This window comes from Clostridium zeae, from assembly GCF_017312485.1.
Lineage (GTDB): Bacteria > Bacillota > Clostridia > Clostridiales > Clostridiaceae > Clostridium_AR > Clostridium_AR zeae.
The window spans coordinates 1-17,628 of record NZ_BMBA01000013.1 but is presented as its reverse complement, the minus strand read 5'-3'; the positions used below and the strand labels follow the sequence as shown (position 1 = coordinate 17,628).

Below are 17,628 nucleotides of genomic sequence, written 5' to 3'. Positions count from 1 at the left end.
ACAAAAATGACTGGTATATGCCTAGAGATATACCAGTCAGATCAAACTTGCTATATATGAGCCTTTTTTGAATATTCACTAGGAGTCATTCCAGTAGAACGCTTAAATACTTGGCTAAAGTATTTTATATCGTTATATCCTACTTTATAACATACTTCATAAACCTTATATTTTGGATTAACCAACAACTCTTTAGCCGCATTTATTCTAGCTTCCTTTAGACATTCGTTGAAGGTTTTACCTATATTATCTTTTAACAGATGCATTAGATAAGAAGGACTTATATATAATGCATTTGCCACATCATCTACTGAAATATCTTTATTGTAATTTGATGTTATATATTTTATAGCTTCATTAATCTTTCTTGAAGACATATTGTTTTCTATCCCATCAATACTTAATATGCGGTTTATATCAGTGAACATATTATTGTTTACAGCCTTTTCGGCCTCTTCACAAGCACTGTGAATAATTGATAAGTCTTTGCATACATTGCTTATTCCTACACAGCACGTAAGTGTTGTAATCTGTTCAAATTCATAAATGATTTTTTTAGCAGCATTCTTTATTGCCTTAACTGCATTTTCAATATGTGGATGACTTAAAATTATAGTCCATTTCAATTCAGAAGTTTCTGTGTAGAGATAACTAATATTACCATCATTTAAATACTTGGAGATTAAGCTAGTCAAAGTATTTCGAATTAAACTAATTGTATCTTTATCTGAAGATTTAAGAATGTCATCACTTGAATTCACTGTTAAGAATACTACATAATTGTTTGTTGGAGATATATCAATGCTATATAGTTTAAGTTTTTCTTTTATCGCATCTAGGTCAGAGAGCTTGCCTGTAATGAGGTTATTTAAAAATAATTGCTTTACATTTGGAAGTTCACTTTCTAACAATGAATATTGTTTTTGCTTATTGCGCCTCTTGTCCAACTCTTTAATTCCATCCAAAACGGTTTTTATAAGTTCATTATTATCAATAGGTTTTAATAAATATGCAAAAGCTCCGCTGTGAAGTGCTGTTCGAACATATTCAAATTCTTCATAGCCGCTTAAAATAATAACTATACAGTCTATATTAGAAGCTTTTATAGCCTTTAAAAACTCTAGACCATCCCACTCAGGCATTCTGATATCAGTTATTATAATATCAGGATTAAACTTAAGAGCTAATTCTAAACCGGTTTTTCCATTATCGGCATCTGCAACTATCTCAATGGAGTATTCGTTCCAATCAATTGTTTCTCTAATTCCATATCTGACAATATACTCATCGTCTAAAATCAACATTGAATACATAGTAACCCCACCCCTTACTTACTGGATTGTTAAAACGTATACATTTATGATGTACAACTTCGTAATAGATTTCGGATCGAAGTGGTACGTCTGTATAAACACTACCTCAAATATATTCTAACAAATGATTAATAAGAATTCACTATTTATATTTAAACTCAGCATTATTAGAAACTATTTAGCAGAATTACAGCCTATACTCAGATATTTATAGAAACTATAATTTAATCATAATTGGAAGTAACTATGGGATTGAATATAGGAGGAGCAGAAAACATGCAAAAATATGCAGATAAGTACTTGAAATTAGATCCATGGAGGATAATTGAAGAAGGATTTGATTCAGATAGAAGTAATGTATCAGAATCAATTTTTTCCTTAGGTAATGAGTACATGGGGGTAAGAGGATATTTTGAGGAAGGCTATAAAAAAGGTGAATTCATAGGATCTTATTTTAATGGAGTGTATGAAGAAACCAAAGAAGCGGCAGCGCTACACTATAAAGGCATAGTAAGATATACTCATTTTATGATTAATTCTGTCAATTGGCTATATACAAGAATTTATGTAGATGATGAAGTATTAGATCTATCTTCAAGTGAATTTGATGGATATAAGAGAGTTCTTGATTTAAGAACTGGAATCTTAAATCGAAGCTTTATATGGAAAACATATAGTGGAAAGCATGTACAACTTGATTTTGAAAGATTTGTTAGTATGGATAGCCCAAGGTATGGATATCAAAGAATCACTATTAAACCACTAAACTTTGATGGTCAAGTAAAGGTTATCATGGGGCTTGATTTTGATGTTCTTCAAAAATCTACAGAGAAAAAGTATTGGACAACTATTGGGAGGGAAAACCTAGAGGATTATATATATATACTTGGTAAGACTTCTTTCACTGAGCAAAAGGTATTATCAGCTTCTAATATATCAGTAGATAGTACTCATGAGAGTAAAGTTGTAAAAAAGGAAGACTTTATAGGATATGAAATCATCATAAGTGGAAGACAAGGGATTGAGACGAAAATAGATAAAGCTGTACTTAATTACGTAGAAAAAAGAAAAGAGATTGAAGCGGATGAAGTCATAAGTACAGCATCTAAACTAGTAAATAACTTTGAGAACATATGCTATGACAATGAAAAAGAAAAGCACATAGATTATTGGACAAAGGTTTGGGATAAATTTGACATAACAATAGATGGAGACATGGATAATCAGCAAGGTATAAGATACTGTATTTTCCAAATGCATCAAACTTATCATGGTGAAGATCCTTCGCTAAACATTGGAGCAAAGGGTTTAACTGGAGAAGCGTATAATGGACATACCTTCTGGGATACAGAGACATACTGTCTGCCGTTTTATATTTTTAATAATCCCAGAGCAGCTAAAAACTTACTAGAGTATAGATATAATACTTTGCCAATGGCAATAGAAAGAGCTAAGCAGTTAGACTGCCAGGGAGCTTGTTATCCTATAGCCACACTGAACGGTAAAGAAGCTTGCTCTTTATGGCAGCATGCAAGTCTTCAAATGCAGCCAAGCACTGCGGTAGCTTATGGAGTGTTTCACTACGTTAAGCTTACAGACGATAAAGAATTTTTATATGACAAAGGATGTGAGATGTTAGTACAGATATGCAGGTACTTAGCAACTAGAGGTGATTGGAGCGGGCAGACAGGAGAGTACGGATATTTCGGGGTTATGGGTCCTGATGAGTTCCAGATGATGGTTAACAATAATTGTTATACAAATTATATGGCTAAGAAAACCTTTGAATATACAATTGATGTAATAAAGGATATGAAGATTAATTGTGCTGATAGTTTATCAAGCCTAGCACAAAAAGTTAATTTATTGGATGATGAGCTTAAGGCATGGTCAGATATTGCAAACAGTATGAAGATAACTTTAGATAAAGAGACAGGGATATATGAACAGCATGAAGGATATTTTAATCTTCCACATGTAGACATTAACAGTATTCCTGTAGAGGAATTCCCTCTATATAACAATTGGTCTTATGACAGGATTTATAGAAATGATATGATCAAACAGCCAGATGTACTTATGTTTATGTTCCTTTTCAGTAGTGAATTTTCAAAGGAAAGTAAAAAAGTGAATTATGAGTACTATGAACCAAGATGTATACATGAATCCTCACTTTCGCCATCAATACACTCAATATTTGCATCAGAGCTTAATAAGCATGAAGAGGCTTTCAACTTTTTTAACTTTGCAACAAGAATGGACTTAGATAATTACAATAGAAATACCAACGAAGGTTTGCACACTACTTCAATTGCAGCAGCATGGGTAAATATTGTATATGGGTTTGGAGGTTTGAAGTCTGATGGTGATAAGCTAGAACTCAATCCGTCTATACCAAAGTCCTGGAATAGTTATTCTTTTAGGATATTGTATAAAGGAACTGTTGTAGAGATTTTTGTAAGTAAAACAGATGTAAAAGTAAGGGTTTTGGAAGGAACAGAAATTAATATTGAGGTATATGGAAAGGACTATGCTGTAAACAAGGAAGGAATAGCACTGGAGATTCCTATGGTTGCAAGAGGTTAAAGTAAATCTGAAGAGGATATTTATAGGAAGGTGATATCGTGGAGTGGTTAATAAAAGAAAATATATTTGATAAAGATAAAATTGAGCTAAATGGAAATAAATTTCTTATTGGCAATGGATATATGGGCTATCGTGGCACTATGGAGGAATTCTCAAAGGAGCAATTAGTTGCATGTAATTTATCTGATTTATATGATAAGGTAGGCGATAAATGGAGAGAGCCAGTCAATGCGCCAAACGGACTCCTTACAAGATTATATTGTAATGGAGAATTACTTAGTGTTCTTAGTAGTGATATAGAGTGTCATGAACAAGAGCTTAATATAAGAAATTCAACTCATAGAAGATATACTAAGTTTATCACTAGCAGTGGAATAAAGGTTGAAGTAAAAGCTGAAAGATTTCTAAGCTTATATAATCTACATCTTATATGTATGAAGTACTCATTTAAGGCATCAGAACCATGTGATATATTGATTGAAACAGGAATTGATGGACAGGTGTGGGATATAAATGGACCTCATCTTATAAATATAGAAACATACAAGCGCGAAGATAATTGCATATTCCATGCAATTACTAATGAAAATAAAAATTCTTTAGCAATAGCAGAAAGAATTGAAATTGGTTTTGGTAGTGAAGTTTATGATAGCAATAGCTATAATTCCTTTAGAGAAATATCATCAAGTATTGAAGCAGACAAAGAATATACCTTTGTAAAGTATGTATCTGTATTTAAAGATAGAGATGATGTTGAAGATTGTGTTGGTGTGGCAATTGAGTCTAATGAGGCAGCAGTTAATCTTGGATATGATAAATTATTAGAAGTGAATAAGGAGTTATGGAATCAGAGATGGAATGATATTGATGTAGAGATTGAAGGAGATGACTATTCTCAATTAGCATTAAGATATAGTATATATCATTTGATGATTATTGCACCAACTCATACTGATAATACATCAATACCAGCTAGAGGACTCTCAGGTCAAGTTTATAAAGGTGCGATATTTTGGGACACAGAGATATTCATGCTACCATTTTTCTTAAATACGAAACCTGAAATAGCTAGGAACTTATTAAAATATAGATGTAATACCTTAGATGGTGCTAGAAGAAAAGCGGCTGATTATGGATATAGAGGAGCATTTTATGCTTGGGAGAGTCAGGATACTGGTGATGATGCCTGCACTTATTTTAATGTTACAGATGTATTTACTGGAAGGCCTATGAGAACTTACTTTAGAGATAAGCAAGTTCATATAAGTGCAGATGTTGCATACGCTATATGGCAGTATTATCTTGCTACAGGAGATGAAAGCCTCCTTGTTGAAGGAGGGGCAGAAACAATAATTGAATGTGCTAGGTTCTTCTATTCTTATGGCTATTTTAATATGGATAAAAACAGATATGAAATATTAGATGTTACTGGTCCAGATGAATATCACGAGAGAGTAAATAATAATGCGTATACGAGTATAATGGTTAAGTATACTTTAGAAGCGGCATTAGCATGTATTGAGCTGCTAAAGGCTAAATATGAAAAAGAATATATAAATTTAAATTTGGAAATTAATTTTGAACAAGAAATAGATAATTTTAAAGACATGTTTGAAAAATTATATATTCCTACTCCTGATAAAGAAACAAATATAATAGAACAATTTGATGGATATGAGCGATTAGAAAATATAAGCCTTGAAAAATTAAAAGAGAGAATTATAGATCCGAATGAGTATTTAGGTGGTGGTAATGGATTAGCTACAACTACTAAAATACTAAAACAAGCAGATGTTGTATTGGCTCTAAATTTGTTTAAGGACAGATACTCAGAGCAAGTTAAGAAAAGCAACTGGGAATATTATGAACCTCAGACTGAGCATGGATCTAGCTTAAGTGCCTGCGTTTATGCATTGCTAGCTGCTGATCTTGGTAAAGTTGATTGGGCATATAAGTATTTCTTAAAGACAGCTACGATTGATTTAACAGGGGATTCTAAACAATATGTCGGAACTCTTTATATTGGAGGAACTCATCCTGCATCTAATGGTGGAGCTTGGATGACTGCAGTTTTAGGATTTGGGGGAGTTAAAGCTAGTGAAGGACAGATAACTATGAGTCCTAAACTACCAGAAAGTTGGACTTTCCTAAAATTTAGAGTAGTACATTATGGGCAAAAGTACTCTATAAAGATTACAAAAGATCAAATAACGATTAAAGCAGATAATATAAACCATAAATGCAATGAATTTGTTATAAACGGCGAGAAGCTTATATGTAACCCAGGTCAAATAATAGAAATAAGATATTAAAAAAACTGTCTAAAGGTAATAGCATTACCTTTAGACAGTTTTTTATTATGAAGTGTTTCATCTATATATTTTATACTTGAAAATTGGCTGATACATAAATAAGCGCCAGTTTTCAAATAATAAAATAAAACTTTTATAATGGTTATAATCAGTTACTTAAGAGTGAGAGGAGGTTTTTTATATGATCAAAGAATTAATTATAAACCTTTCAATACTGATAAGTGCCATAAGCTTAGGCACACAATTGGGAAAGGGGCATGATCATTTAAAAGCAAATCCTTATACTCATCAATTAATTTTTGGATTTTTTACAGGAATTCTGTCCATTACACTAATGTATTTTGGTTTCATAATATATGATGGTTCAGTTATAGACTTCAGAAACGTAGCTATAATGATTTCTGCTATATATGGTGGAGGGGTATCAATATATTTGTGTAGTATTATGACTGCTATTTTTAGAATCATATACTTTGGAATTAATCCGCTAGCAATATATGGTGTAATATTAACTATAATTATTGGCACCGGCTGTTGGTTTATAGCTAGTAATAAGCTTAGAACCTGGCAAAAGTGGGTTTATTGTACGTTATTCAATACTATAGCTTCAAGCATAGTGCTGATAATAAATTATTTTTATAGGAAAGATTTTAAGTTTATTTTGAGTGTGTATATAATAGCATCTATTGTTGTGTCAGTAATAACCTTTAGTTATCTAGAATATTGCTTTACATTGAATAAGTTATATATAAAGTTAGCAAAGGAGTCGTCTCAAGATTTCCTTACCGGGGTTAACAATGTAAGGCAGTTTCATAAAACATTAAAACAGCTTGCAGTAAATGCTGTAGATAAAGCTGAGAGGCTTTCTTTACTGGTAATAGATATAGATAATTTTAAAAATGTTAATGATACATATGGGCATAACAACGGAGATATAGTTTTAAAAGAGGTTGCTAGTATACTAAAGGACAGTAGCAGGTCTTTTGATGTTATATCGAGGAATGGAGGAGAAGAATTTACAGCTATACTTCTTGATTGTGGCAAGGATAATGCTATAAAAATAGCCGAAAAGATAAGAACCAATATAGAAAATCATAGTTTTGTTTTATTAAATGAGCATCAGATATATGTGACGGTATCCATAGGAGCTGCTAGTTTTCCTGAGAGTACAAAAGATATAAGAAGGCTATATGAATTAGCAGACGAAGCCCTATATCAATCTAAAAAAACCGGGAAAAACAAGGTGTCTCATGTATAGATAGTATAGATTTAAATAAAAAAACTTTATATAAAGAAATATTATTTAGAAAAGGAGAATTTTATTATGAAGGATAAAAATATAAAGCATAGTAACGATTATACTGATGAGTCGAAACCAACTAAAAACCCAGTAGAGATATTCCAAGGACATCTAAAAGAAATAAAAAATATAGATGAACCCTTTGCAGAAGCAATAATAATGGCTAAGAAATTTTAATAATTGATTTTCTAAAAATCCGCAGGAGCGGATTTTTTTATTTATTATTTGGGATGTTAGCTGGAGATATATTTGTGAGACCGTGATTAATTAAAAAATCTTTTAGAAATACTATAATACAGAAAACTAATACCAGAGATAAAGGGGATATTAAATGAGACATATCTTGTTACGAATTATACCAGTTTTCGTATTTCTTTTTAGTGCATATAGATGGGGAGATTGGAAGAGATGGCAGAGGTATTATCCTACCATGCTTTTCTTCGGCTTTGGAGATTTAATTTATATTACTGTTTTTCATGATAAAGTTTTATGGGATTTTCCAACAAATTTTTTGGTTTCTTCTCTTGATGAATTGCTGTTAATATTTGGTATATTCTTCCCTACAACTTTATTACTCTTGACCTATTATCCCCAAAAACTATATTGCCAAATCAGCTACATTATTATGTGGATAGCAATTTATATGTTTATAGAAGTAGTTGATTTAATAACCGGAATAATAGTATATTCTAACGGTTGGAGTATATGGTGGTCATTGCTGCACAATACTGTCCAGTTTCCCTTAATAGCACTACATCATAGAAAACCTTTGCTGAGTTGGATTATAGCATTGATTTTTTTAGCAATCATTATGAATATATTTAATGTACCTTTTACAGTAATAGAATATCCGATAGTGAATAAAATGCAAAATTGTTAATTGATTAGTACAAATTAGTCTAATAAATTATAAGAAACAATATTAAATGCTATTAAAATAATAAATTGTTAAAATGAAACAAATAAATATTGGTTATTTATACTATAAAACATATAAAATTAACTATTTTCTAATTTATATAAGAAATTTAGGGGAAATTAGCGGAAAATGATGATATATAATAAAAACCTTGTTAAACAAAAGGAATATAATTTGAAAAGTTTATAATTTCATATATAATATATTAACGAGATGACATATTTTTAGTAAATGTTATTATTTATTAATAAATTATTTGTTTTGGGGCCTATTTAAGGAGGATTTTAATGAATATTTTCAAGAGAAAGACAGCAGAGCAGATGCTTGAAGGCGTAGTGAAGACTGGTCTTAAAAAGAATTTGAAGGCCAAAGATATAGCCGCATTAGGAATTGGTGCTGTTGTGGGAGTTGGTATATTTGTAGCTACCGGAGAAGGTGCTCATCTTGCTGGACCTGCAGTAATTATATCATTCATTATAGCTGCCGTAGTAGCATGCCTATGTGGACTTAGCTATTCAGAGCTTGCTACAATGTTTCCTGTAGCAGGGAGTACGTATTCTTATGCATATATTACCTTTGGAGAAATAGTAGCTATGATTATAGGGTGGTGTTTAACTGCTGAATATCTAGTTGCTTGTAGTGCCGTTGCTTCAGGATGGTCAGGAACCTTCCAAGGAATATTAGCTAATTTAGGCATAAATATACCTAAAGCTTTAGCGGCTTCACCAAGCAAAGGTGGAATAATAGACTTGCCTGCTGTACTTATAATCATTTTAATAACAACACTTTTGTGTTATGGAATGCAAGAAAGTGCAAAAGTAAACAACATAATGGTTGGAATTAAGATATGTATAATAATTCTATTTGTTGGACTAGGAGTTACACATATAAATGTAGCTAACTATAAACCTTTTAATCCTTATGGACTAAAGGGAATATTTGCAGGCACAGCTACTATTTTCTTCTCATACATAGGGTTTGATGCTATTTCAACTGCAGCAGAAGAAGCAGAAAATCCAAAACGAGATATACCTTTAGGATTAATAATGTGTCTTATTGTAGTAAGTGTGCTTTATATCTCAGTAGCAGCTGTACTTACAGGAATGGTTCCTTTTAAAGAGATAATTTCTGAAAATGCAGTACCAGGAGCTTTAGCTAGAGTGGGAATTAACTGGGGATCAGCTTTAGTTGGTACTGGCGCAATTATAGGGATGATTTCTACGCTTTTAGCAGTGCTTTATGGTCAAGTAAGAGTTTTCATGGTTATGTCTAGAGATGGACTTTTACCTAAACTATTCTCAAAGGTTCATCCAGTTCATAAAACACCATATTTATCTACTATAATAACAGGTGCTGTTGCTGCTGTTATTGCTGGATTACTTCCTCTTGATATAATAGTTCAGTTTTTAAGTATAGGAACTCTATTAGGGTTTATAGTGGTGTCTTTAAGTGTAATAGTTCTTAGAAAGAGAATGCCTAACTTTAACAGAATATTTAGATGTCCAGGTGTTCCATTTACACCAATAATAACTGTTATATGCTGTCTATATCTTCTTTCAAGACTACAAGCTAAAACTTGGATCGGCTTTGCAGTTTGGCTTGTAATAGGGCTTATAGTTTACTTTACTTATGGAAGAAAACATAGTTTATTACAAAATGAATAATATATAATATAGAAGCGGCTAATGAGATCATCATTGAACTCATTAGCTGCTTTTTATAAATTAATATAATAGTTATCAATATATATTCGTTCTTTAATGAACATATAATAAAATATGATTGAGGTTTGTAGGAGGAGATATAAGACCGTAAGTATAACCATGACAAATTGTTCCTCAATTAAGTTATAGTTATGCAGTGTTATTTATCAATGTCGTTGGAGGAGTGTAGATGGAGGGATATGAATATATTCTGATTGCAGTAGGATTTGTATTACTTTTACTAAGTTATTTAGTTGGTATGGGGAACAAAAGTTTTTCAAAGATAAATGATAATGTAACGTCAGAAGACATAGAGGAAAAGGATAGGTTTATAAATGAAATTGCTATACCTCCTGCTCTTATCGGAATGGCTATAATAATATCTACCTTCCTATACAGAGTATCAAAACTATTTGGCATAATATTGATCTTAGTAGTATCGGTATATTCTTTAATTAGAGAATTTAAAGTGCTATTTAGTATGAAAAACAAATGAGATAAAAATAAAGAGCATCTAGTTTTATTCTGAAATAAAACTGAATGCTCTTTAAATTATTTACTAAAGCGTCTTCTATAATCGCACTTTCTGCAAAGTTCTTCTTTTACCTGCCTATTAGAAAAACCGTTAAATATATTTAATGCGCGCTCGCCTTCTACTATATCGTTAAGAGAATTAGCTGCATATATATTTCCGAGATTTATTACACCTTCACCATCTAAGCAACAAGGAACGACGGTTCCATCGACTAATATGGCTATCTGATTTCTAAGACCATGGCAAAAACCAACGGTGTCTTCAGCTTCAAACTTTGTATCTGGCCATTTAAACTCAGAGCCTTGATTTAGATAAACTCTTTCTTTAATCTTTATACCTCTAGCAGGAATGACTTTCTCCTCTATCTTGTAATCTAATGAAAAAAAGTCTTCTATCATTTCTAATATATAATTATTTCTTTTGTTTTTTATATTTATGGTGTTGTCTTCAGTAAGGTTCCAAAGTCTTAAGGATATAGTTAAGTTTGACTTCTCTATGGCTTCCTTCGTGAAATCTAAGATATTATTTATATAAGAATATTTGTCGTTAGACGTTTCGTTTCCATCAAAGCTATGTAATGAAAAGTTTATTTGCCTTAAGGCAGGTTTGTTGATTATCTTTTCTTTTACTTTACTAATCAAAGTTCCATTGGTAGTTATATTAACTTTAAATCCTTTTAAATAACTCACTTCTAACAATTGCTCTAACTGAGGATGAAGCAAAGGTTCACCTTTTACATGAAGATATATGTGATCGCCATTTCCTTTGATTTTATCCAAAACTTCGCTGAAATTATCCACAGTAATAGTTTTAGGTTTTCTTTTTGTCTGTGGACAAAATTCACAAGATAAATTGCACACATTAGTAATTTCAATATATATTTTCTTGAATTTTTTCATTATGTATTCTCCTATGTGTAATTGTGCTAGAAGCACTATAAGGTGTTTCTTTATAGAAACTTAAGTTATATTTGTTTCATAATCATGGCTTATGAAAATAGATTTCGGATTGAAGTGGTGCATCTTTAGATAAACCAGTTCCAAATACAATCAAAACTGACAGTTAAGTTGCTATTAATAGTTAAGATTACTTCTAGTATAGTTTTAATTTATTTATAAAATAAAAAAACTAGAGAAGTATAATCTCTAGCAATTGACAAAATTTGACAAATTATTTTAGGTATAAATACACCACACTAATATCTTTTTCTAATTTATACTTATACTATAAACAAAAAATTAGATGTTGTCAAGAGAAATGAAGAAAAACTTAGAAAAAACATAGTTTGAAGCAAATCGATTATTAGAGACGGTATTAAGGGGTGTAATATAATGGTAATTAATGTTTTATATTTTTATCTAATTACTATAAAATATTATTTATCTCAGTTAATACATAAAGTGATGAAAATGTTTCATCTTTAAACAATGTGGCACAAAATAAAATTTAGGGAGTGAGTTGAATGGCAGGAACAGAGCATCCTGATTATGAAAAGGAAATACAAAGACTAGAGTTAACTCTAAAGTATCTAAAAAACTATAATGAAAAAGTATTAGCACATAAGAATAAAGTTGATACAGAGGTTGAATATGGTTTATCTCACTATAACTCAGATAATGCAGAGCAGTTCAACGAATTATCTATAAATTATGTGCTTCAGAAGAATTTAGAATTTAAAACTAAGGGTCTAGCAAGCAGCATAGAAAAACCGTACTTTGCAAGAGTTGATTTTAAAGAACAAGATAAAGATAGGATTCAACAACTTTATATAGGTAAGACTTCACTGCTTGATGACGCTACTAATGAAATGATAATTATAGATTGGAGATCACCGGTGGCAACGCTTTATTACGAGGGTAGACTAGGTGAGGCTCACTATGATTGCGAGGATGGAAATATAAAAGGTGACATAAGTCTAAAGCGGCAATACAGTATTGAAAAGTCAAAGATTCAAGAGATATATGATATAGATATAACTACAAATGATGAATTCCTACAGGCAAGCCTAAATTCTTTAAAAGATAACAGACTAAAGGACATTGTATCCACAATACAAGAAGAACAAAATAGAGTTATTAGAGCAAACATGTGGAAACCTTTATTAGTACAAGGAGCCGCAGGTGGAGGAAAAACTACAATAGCACTTCATAGAATAGCATATCTTTTATATAATTATGAAAATACAGTATCTTCAGATGGTTTTATGATAATAGCACCAAATAGGTTTTTTCTAAGTTATATTTCAGATGTACTTCCTGAACTTGGCGTTCACAGTGTTCGGCAAAATACCTTTGAAGACTTTGCATTAGAGATTATTGGAGAAAAATTTGATATAAAAGAGCCTTCTGAAAAACTGAAAGATATAATTGAAGGAGATATTAAGGTCAATAAAATAAGTGCCTTCAAATCATCTATTGAATACAAACTGATGTTAGATAAATTTCTGAAGTTTGTTGAATCTAAATATATTCCAAAAGCAGATTTTAAGATTCATGATACTATTATATATTCTTATAAGGATATTAAGTCACTTTTTATAAGTAGTTATAATCACTTACCTTTTGAAAAAAGAATAGTTGAAATAAGGAAACACCTTTCTAACAAATTAAAGTTAAATAAAAAAGATATCCTTGAAACTATTGAAAGAGACTATGATTGGAGAATAAATAAATTAAGAAGAGATATGGGTGACTGCGCTGAAAGAAGAGCTAAGATAATTGAAATAGCAGATGAGAGGGATCTTGTTGTAAAAAGAGCAAAAACTAAAATGAGCAGCTTAGTCAGAGACTACTTTGAAAAAATAAATCCTCTTAGTGTTAGTGAATATTATAAAGAATTCATGAGGATGCTGAAAGAGTGGAAATCTGAAGGACTTATAGCAAAACTATCAGAGCAAACTATTCTTTCTGTAGATAGTAAGAGCATAGAAATAGAAGATTTAGCGCCACTCATGTATATAAAGTTAAGAGTCTATGGATTAGAAGAGAAATTAAATCTAAGACATGTGGTTGTGGATGAAGCACAGGACTTTAGTGTATTTCAGTTCTTAGTGCTAAAAGAGGTAATAGGGTCTAGTTCTATGACTATACTAGGAGATATATGCCAAGGTATTTATAGCTATAGAGGCACAACGGATTGGGAATATGTGAATAAGAGTATATTCGACGGAGAAGCTGAGATGCTTACGTTAGAGCAAAGTTATAGAACAACTGTTGAGATAATGAGTGGTGCTACTGAGGTGATTAAAAACCTGAAAGGCAAGCAACTTCCTTTAGCAAAGCCTGTTATAAGACATGGTGAATCAATAAAAATCAATAAGGTAAGCAGTGTTGATGAATTATCCTTAAGGATAAAAGATGATATAGAATTATGGAAGCAGAAAGGATATAAGTCATTAGCGCTTATCTGCAAAAACTTAGAAGAGTGCAAAAAACTCAAGAAAAGGTTAGATAATTTAAATATAGATACTTCGATGGTTTCTGGAGGAGAAAGTGACTTTAATGGAGGTATAGTAATAATACCAACCTATCTAGTAAAGGGACTTGAATTTGATATGGTAATAATCTGTAATGCCTCAGAAGATATGTATACCGATAGTGATTTAGATATAAAACTTTTATATGTGGCGATGACAAGACCTCTTCATTATCTAAAGATTTACCATGTTGGAGAAAGAACTAAACTTCTAAAATTATCAGTTTAAGTTGCTGTTAAAGTTTTGCGTTGAAATTAAGTGGTTATACATCCGATGCTTTAATGAGCTTACGCAAAGAATTAATATGATTTTGTCATATTCCATGGCTAAAACTGTAAACTCACTACGTTCGAACAGTACAGTTTTTTAACGCCACTACATCTGAAAAAATCATTTAATTCTAATAGCTCGCTCATATAGCATCTCCAGTATAACCACTTAATTTTAACAATAATATTAAACATATCCTAAAATTAAACTAACCTTTTAAATATATTATGGCTTATGGCAATTCTTGTAAGTAGGTCTTTCCCCAGTTGTATAGTTCTTTAATTATAGGTTTTATAGTTAATCCGAGTTCAGTTAGTTCATACTCAACCCTTGGAGGAACTTCTGCATATACAGTTCTTTTTACAAGTCCATCACTTTCAAGTTCACGAAGCTGCAAGGTAAGCATTCTATGAGTTATGGTTGGCATGTCTCGTCTTAGTTCGTTAAATCTTTTCTTTCCATATAAGAGTCTATATAGTATGACTCCCTTCCATTTTCCACCTATAATACTTAAAGTGGCCTCTACTGCACACTTGGTTGAGGCACAAGGTGGATCAATAGGTAAAGTTTCTTCTGTATTCATAAGACACCTCTTTACATCACTTTTGATACTAAGTATAAAATTTATACCTAGATATATTATTGTATATTATATATTAAAAATGTGCATTCTTCAATATATGATTAAGGTGTAATATAATCTATTCATAGGTTGGAAATACTCTTACTATTAAATTTATATCTTAATTTTTAACTATAACATTTAAGGTTTCACAAGTAATTTTTATTTTATTGGAATTTTAGTATGTATAAGTTTTTGATGAAACTGATATTTTTATAACCTTCTTAAGAGCTCGAGAAAGTTATAAAAATAATTTTAGATAAAGAGTAAGTCCTCAATAGATATATTTAGAAAGGTGGAATACCATAATGGATTCAATAAAAGAAAAAATATTAGAAGCATATGATTTTAGACACGCATGTAAGGAGTTTGATGATAGTAAGAAGATATCTGAAGAAGATTTTGATTTTATATTAGAGACCGCAAGATTATCACCTAGCTCATTCGGTTTTGAACCTTGGAAGTTTGTTGTTGTTCAAAACCCTGAATTTAGAGAAGAGTTAAGAAAAGTTTCATGGGGGGCTCAAAAGCAATTACCTACAGCTAGTCATTTTATTGTAGCTCTCTCAAGAACAAATAAAGATATGAAGTATGATGAAAAATATGTGGCTGATCTAATGAGAGAGGTTCAACAGCTTCCTGCTGAAGTTGCTGAAGGCAAGAAAAACGCATTTAAAGATTTCCAAGAAAATGATTTTAAGTTGTTTGAAACTAGCACTGCACTTAATGACTGGGCCTCAAAGCAAACCTATATCGCTTTAGGAAATATGATGACCGCTGCAGCACAAATAGGAATTGATTCATGTCCAATAGAAGGCTTTAATAAGGATAAAGTTGAAGAGGTATTAAATAGCAGAGGTATACTTGAAGATGGACACCTTACAGTATCATATATGGTAGCCTTCGGGTATAGAAAAGCTGATCCAAGACCTAAGACAAGACAAAGTATAGATAAAGTAGTAACTTGGATATAGAAAAATAGAGATCAATATGTTGTAAAAGTTATTGTATTAAGAGAAATTTTGTTCTCTTAATATAATAACTTTATTTTTGTTTAGAAAAGTATAAGACTTTTCACATAATATACTTTTAAAGTCATTTGGTTTACCTTTTTTTACTTTGAAAGCGCTTTATCATATATAAGCTATTTTAAACAAATGATTTGCTCAAGTACCATCTTGAAATTAAATGGTTATACAGGAGATGCCATATTAATTCTTTGCGAAAGCTCATCAAGTCATCGGATGAATAACAATTTAATTTCAACAGTACCTTTAAATATACCCAAAATATAAGTTTCATCTATTTAGTTTATTTGCTAAGATTTCCTCTAGTTAACATGATAAAGTTACTTTATTAGTTGAAAAAAATATGTTAGAATAAATTTCACGAGAGTGTTTTGTCGATAGATGTAGAATTATAGGCGTTACATATTGAAATTGTTTACAAATACCATAAAAATATAATTGACGATAGAGTTTTTGTATATTAATATAAATATGTAAGCGATAACATATTTAACTACACTTACATAATAGATAATATTTAAGATGCCTAAGCCTAATAATATAAGAAATTCTTGTTGTTATACAATTAGGTTTTTAATAATGTAGAAATCTTATATATTTATATGGCGTAAAGACGAACAAGTTAAATAATTAAACATCTTTTTAAACTCTTGAGGGGTCTGTGGTTGGAAATTGAAACATAGGTGGTCTCATATCAATATTAATTTAAGAGAAAAAAGTTTTGATTAGGAGGTATTAGTCATGACAAAAGTGGTAGAAATGAAGGGCATCACAAAAATATTCCCAGGAACCATAGCTAATGACGATGTTAATTTTGATCTTAACAAAAGCGAAACTCACGTTTTGTTAGGTGAAAATGGAGCGGGAAAAACCACTTTAATGAACATACTATATGGGTTGTACCAACAGGAGAAGGGTGAAATATACGTTAACGGACAGCTAGCTAAGATAACAAACCCTAACGATGCTATAAAGCTTGGAATTGGTATGGTGCATCAACATTTTATGCTTGTTCATAATTTTACAGTTGCAGAAAATATAGTTCTAGGAATTGAACCTAAAAAAGGTTTGAAGGTAGACATGAAGAAAGCGATAGAGGATGTTAAGGCTATTGCTAAAAAGTACGGTTTTAATATAGATCCAAACGAGGTAATCGAAGACATCACAGTTGGTAAACAACAAAAGGTAGAAATACTAAAGGCTTTATATAGAGGAGCAGATATATTAATACTTGATGAACCTACGGCGGTTCTAACTCCTCAAGAAATAGATGAGCTTGGAGTTATTATAGATAACCTAAAGTCACAAGGCAAGTCAGTAATTCTTATCACTCATAAGCTCAAAGAAGTTATGAAGATGAGTGACAGAGTAACCATAATAAGAAGAGGTAAGGTTACTGGAACTGTAAATACTAAGGATACTAATATCGACCAATTAGCGGAGCTAATGGTAGGTAGAAAAGTTAATCTTGTAGTACAGAAGGCTGAAGCAAAAGTAGGTCGTGAAATCCTTAAGGTAGAAAACTTAAATGCTAACGATCATAGAAAACTTCCTGTAGTTAAGAA

Annotated in this window: 13 protein-coding genes; 10 read left to right on the top strand and 3 right to left on the bottom strand. The window is 31.2% G+C overall.

Annotation, left to right across the window (positions count from 1 at the left end; all coding sequences use genetic code 11):
• Positions 1-50: 50 nt before the first annotated feature.
• The gene (locus tag J3477_RS25080) at positions 51-1,313 is read right to left on the bottom strand and encodes a response regulator (RefSeq protein WP_206872974.1); all 1,263 of its coding nucleotides are present in this window, start codon (positions 1,311-1,313) and stop codon (positions 51-53) included.
• Positions 1,314-1,589: 276 nt separating this feature from the next.
• Between J3477_RS25080 and J3477_RS25075 the strand changes: the two genes are divergently transcribed.
• The 7 genes from J3477_RS25075 (at position 1,590) to J3477_RS25045 (ending at position 10,629) form a co-directional block, all read left to right on the top strand.
• Positions 1,590-3,899, top strand: coding sequence for a glycoside hydrolase family 65 protein (locus J3477_RS25075; protein ID WP_206872973.1), 2,310 nt, complete (start codon positions 1,590-1,592; stop codon positions 3,897-3,899).
• A 38-nt stretch (positions 3,900-3,937) separates the two neighbouring features.
• Positions 3,938-6,211, top strand: coding sequence for a glycoside hydrolase family 65 protein (locus J3477_RS25070; RefSeq protein ID WP_206872972.1), 2,274 nt, complete (start codon positions 3,938-3,940; stop codon positions 6,209-6,211).
• Between the two features lie 181 nt (positions 6,212-6,392).
• Positions 6,393-7,469 (top strand): diguanylate cyclase, encoded by a 1,077-nt coding sequence (locus J3477_RS25065; protein ID WP_206872971.1) that lies wholly within the window; start codon positions 6,393-6,395, stop codon positions 7,467-7,469.
• Between the two features lie 66 nt (positions 7,470-7,535).
• Positions 7,536-7,688, top strand: a complete 153-nt coding sequence (locus J3477_RS25060) for a hypothetical protein (RefSeq protein WP_206872970.1) — start codon at positions 7,536-7,538, stop codon at positions 7,686-7,688.
• Positions 7,689-7,842: 154 nt separating this feature from the next.
• On the top strand, positions 7,843-8,391 hold the full coding sequence (locus tag J3477_RS25055; RefSeq protein ID WP_206872969.1) for a CBO0543 family protein: 549 nt from the start codon (positions 7,843-7,845) through the stop codon (positions 8,389-8,391).
• Between the two features lie 326 nt (positions 8,392-8,717).
• On the top strand, positions 8,718-10,094 hold the full coding sequence (locus J3477_RS25050) for an amino acid permease (RefSeq protein WP_206872968.1): 1,377 nt from the start codon (positions 8,718-8,720) through the stop codon (positions 10,092-10,094).
• Between the two features lie 229 nt (positions 10,095-10,323).
• On the top strand, positions 10,324-10,629 hold the full coding sequence (locus J3477_RS25045) for a hypothetical protein (protein WP_206872967.1): 306 nt from the start codon (positions 10,324-10,326) through the stop codon (positions 10,627-10,629).
• 56 nt (positions 10,630-10,685) lie between these two features.
• Here J3477_RS25045 and J3477_RS25040 read toward each other — a convergent pair whose 3' ends face one another.
• Positions 10,686-11,567: a radical SAM/SPASM domain-containing protein gene (locus J3477_RS25040; RefSeq protein WP_206872966.1), complete on the bottom strand. Its 882-nt coding sequence runs from the start codon at positions 11,565-11,567 to the stop codon at positions 10,686-10,688.
• A 563-nt stretch (positions 11,568-12,130) separates the two neighbouring features.
• On the opposite strand from J3477_RS25040, the gene helD reads away from it, so the two are divergent.
• Entirely contained in the window at positions 12,131-14,371 is a 2,241-nt protein-coding gene (gene helD / locus J3477_RS25035) for an RNA polymerase recycling motor HelD (RefSeq protein ID WP_206872965.1), read from the top strand.
• A 274-nt stretch (positions 14,372-14,645) separates the two neighbouring features.
• Here helD and J3477_RS25030 read toward each other — a convergent pair whose 3' ends face one another.
• Positions 14,646-14,996 carry a winged helix-turn-helix transcriptional regulator gene (locus J3477_RS25030; RefSeq protein WP_206872964.1) on the bottom strand — a complete coding sequence of 117 codons (351 nt, stop codon included), beginning with the start codon at positions 14,994-14,996 and terminating at the stop codon, positions 14,646-14,648.
• 347 nt (positions 14,997-15,343) lie between these two features.
• Here J3477_RS25030 and J3477_RS25025 point away from each other — a divergent pair, with 347 nt between their 5' ends.
• Together J3477_RS25025 and J3477_RS25020 are read left to right on the top strand one after the other, a co-directional pair.
• Positions 15,344-16,009, top strand: a complete 666-nt coding sequence (locus J3477_RS25025) for an NAD(P)H-dependent oxidoreductase (protein WP_206872963.1) — start codon at positions 15,344-15,346, stop codon at positions 16,007-16,009.
• Between the two features lie 795 nt (positions 16,010-16,804).
• A partial coding sequence (locus J3477_RS25020) for an ABC transporter ATP-binding protein (protein ID WP_206872822.1) occupies positions 16,805-17,628 on the top strand: 824 nt, incomplete at its 3' end.

Excerpts from the sequence above, each read along its gene's own strand:
- J3477_RS25080 (WP_206872974.1), bottom strand. The coding sequence starts at position 1,313 with ATGTATTCAATGTTGATTTTAGACGATGAGTATATTGTCAGATATGGA.
- J3477_RS25075 (WP_206872973.1), top strand. The coding sequence starts at position 1,590 with ATGCAAAAATATGCAGATAAGTACTTGAAATTAGATCCATGGAGGATA.
- J3477_RS25065 (WP_206872971.1), top strand. The coding sequence starts at position 6,393 with ATGATCAAAGAATTAATTATAAACCTTTCAATACTGATAAGTGCCATA.
- J3477_RS25060 (WP_206872970.1), top strand. The coding sequence starts at position 7,536 with ATGAAGGATAAAAATATAAAGCATAGTAACGATTATACTGATGAGTCG.
- J3477_RS25055 (WP_206872969.1), top strand. The coding sequence starts at position 7,843 with ATGAGACATATCTTGTTACGAATTATACCAGTTTTCGTATTTCTTTTT.
- J3477_RS25050 (WP_206872968.1), top strand. The coding sequence starts at position 8,718 with ATGAATATTTTCAAGAGAAAGACAGCAGAGCAGATGCTTGAAGGCGTA.
- J3477_RS25045 (WP_206872967.1), top strand. The coding sequence starts at position 10,324 with ATGGAGGGATATGAATATATTCTGATTGCAGTAGGATTTGTATTACTT.
- J3477_RS25040 (WP_206872966.1), bottom strand. The coding sequence starts at position 11,567 with ATGAAAAAATTCAAGAAAATATATATTGAAATTACTAATGTGTGCAAT.
- helD (WP_206872965.1), top strand. The coding sequence starts at position 12,131 with ATGGCAGGAACAGAGCATCCTGATTATGAAAAGGAAATACAAAGACTA.
- J3477_RS25030 (WP_206872964.1), bottom strand. The coding sequence starts at position 14,996 with ATGAATACAGAAGAAACTTTACCTATTGATCCACCTTGTGCCTCAACC.
- J3477_RS25025 (WP_206872963.1), top strand. The coding sequence starts at position 15,344 with ATGGATTCAATAAAAGAAAAAATATTAGAAGCATATGATTTTAGACAC.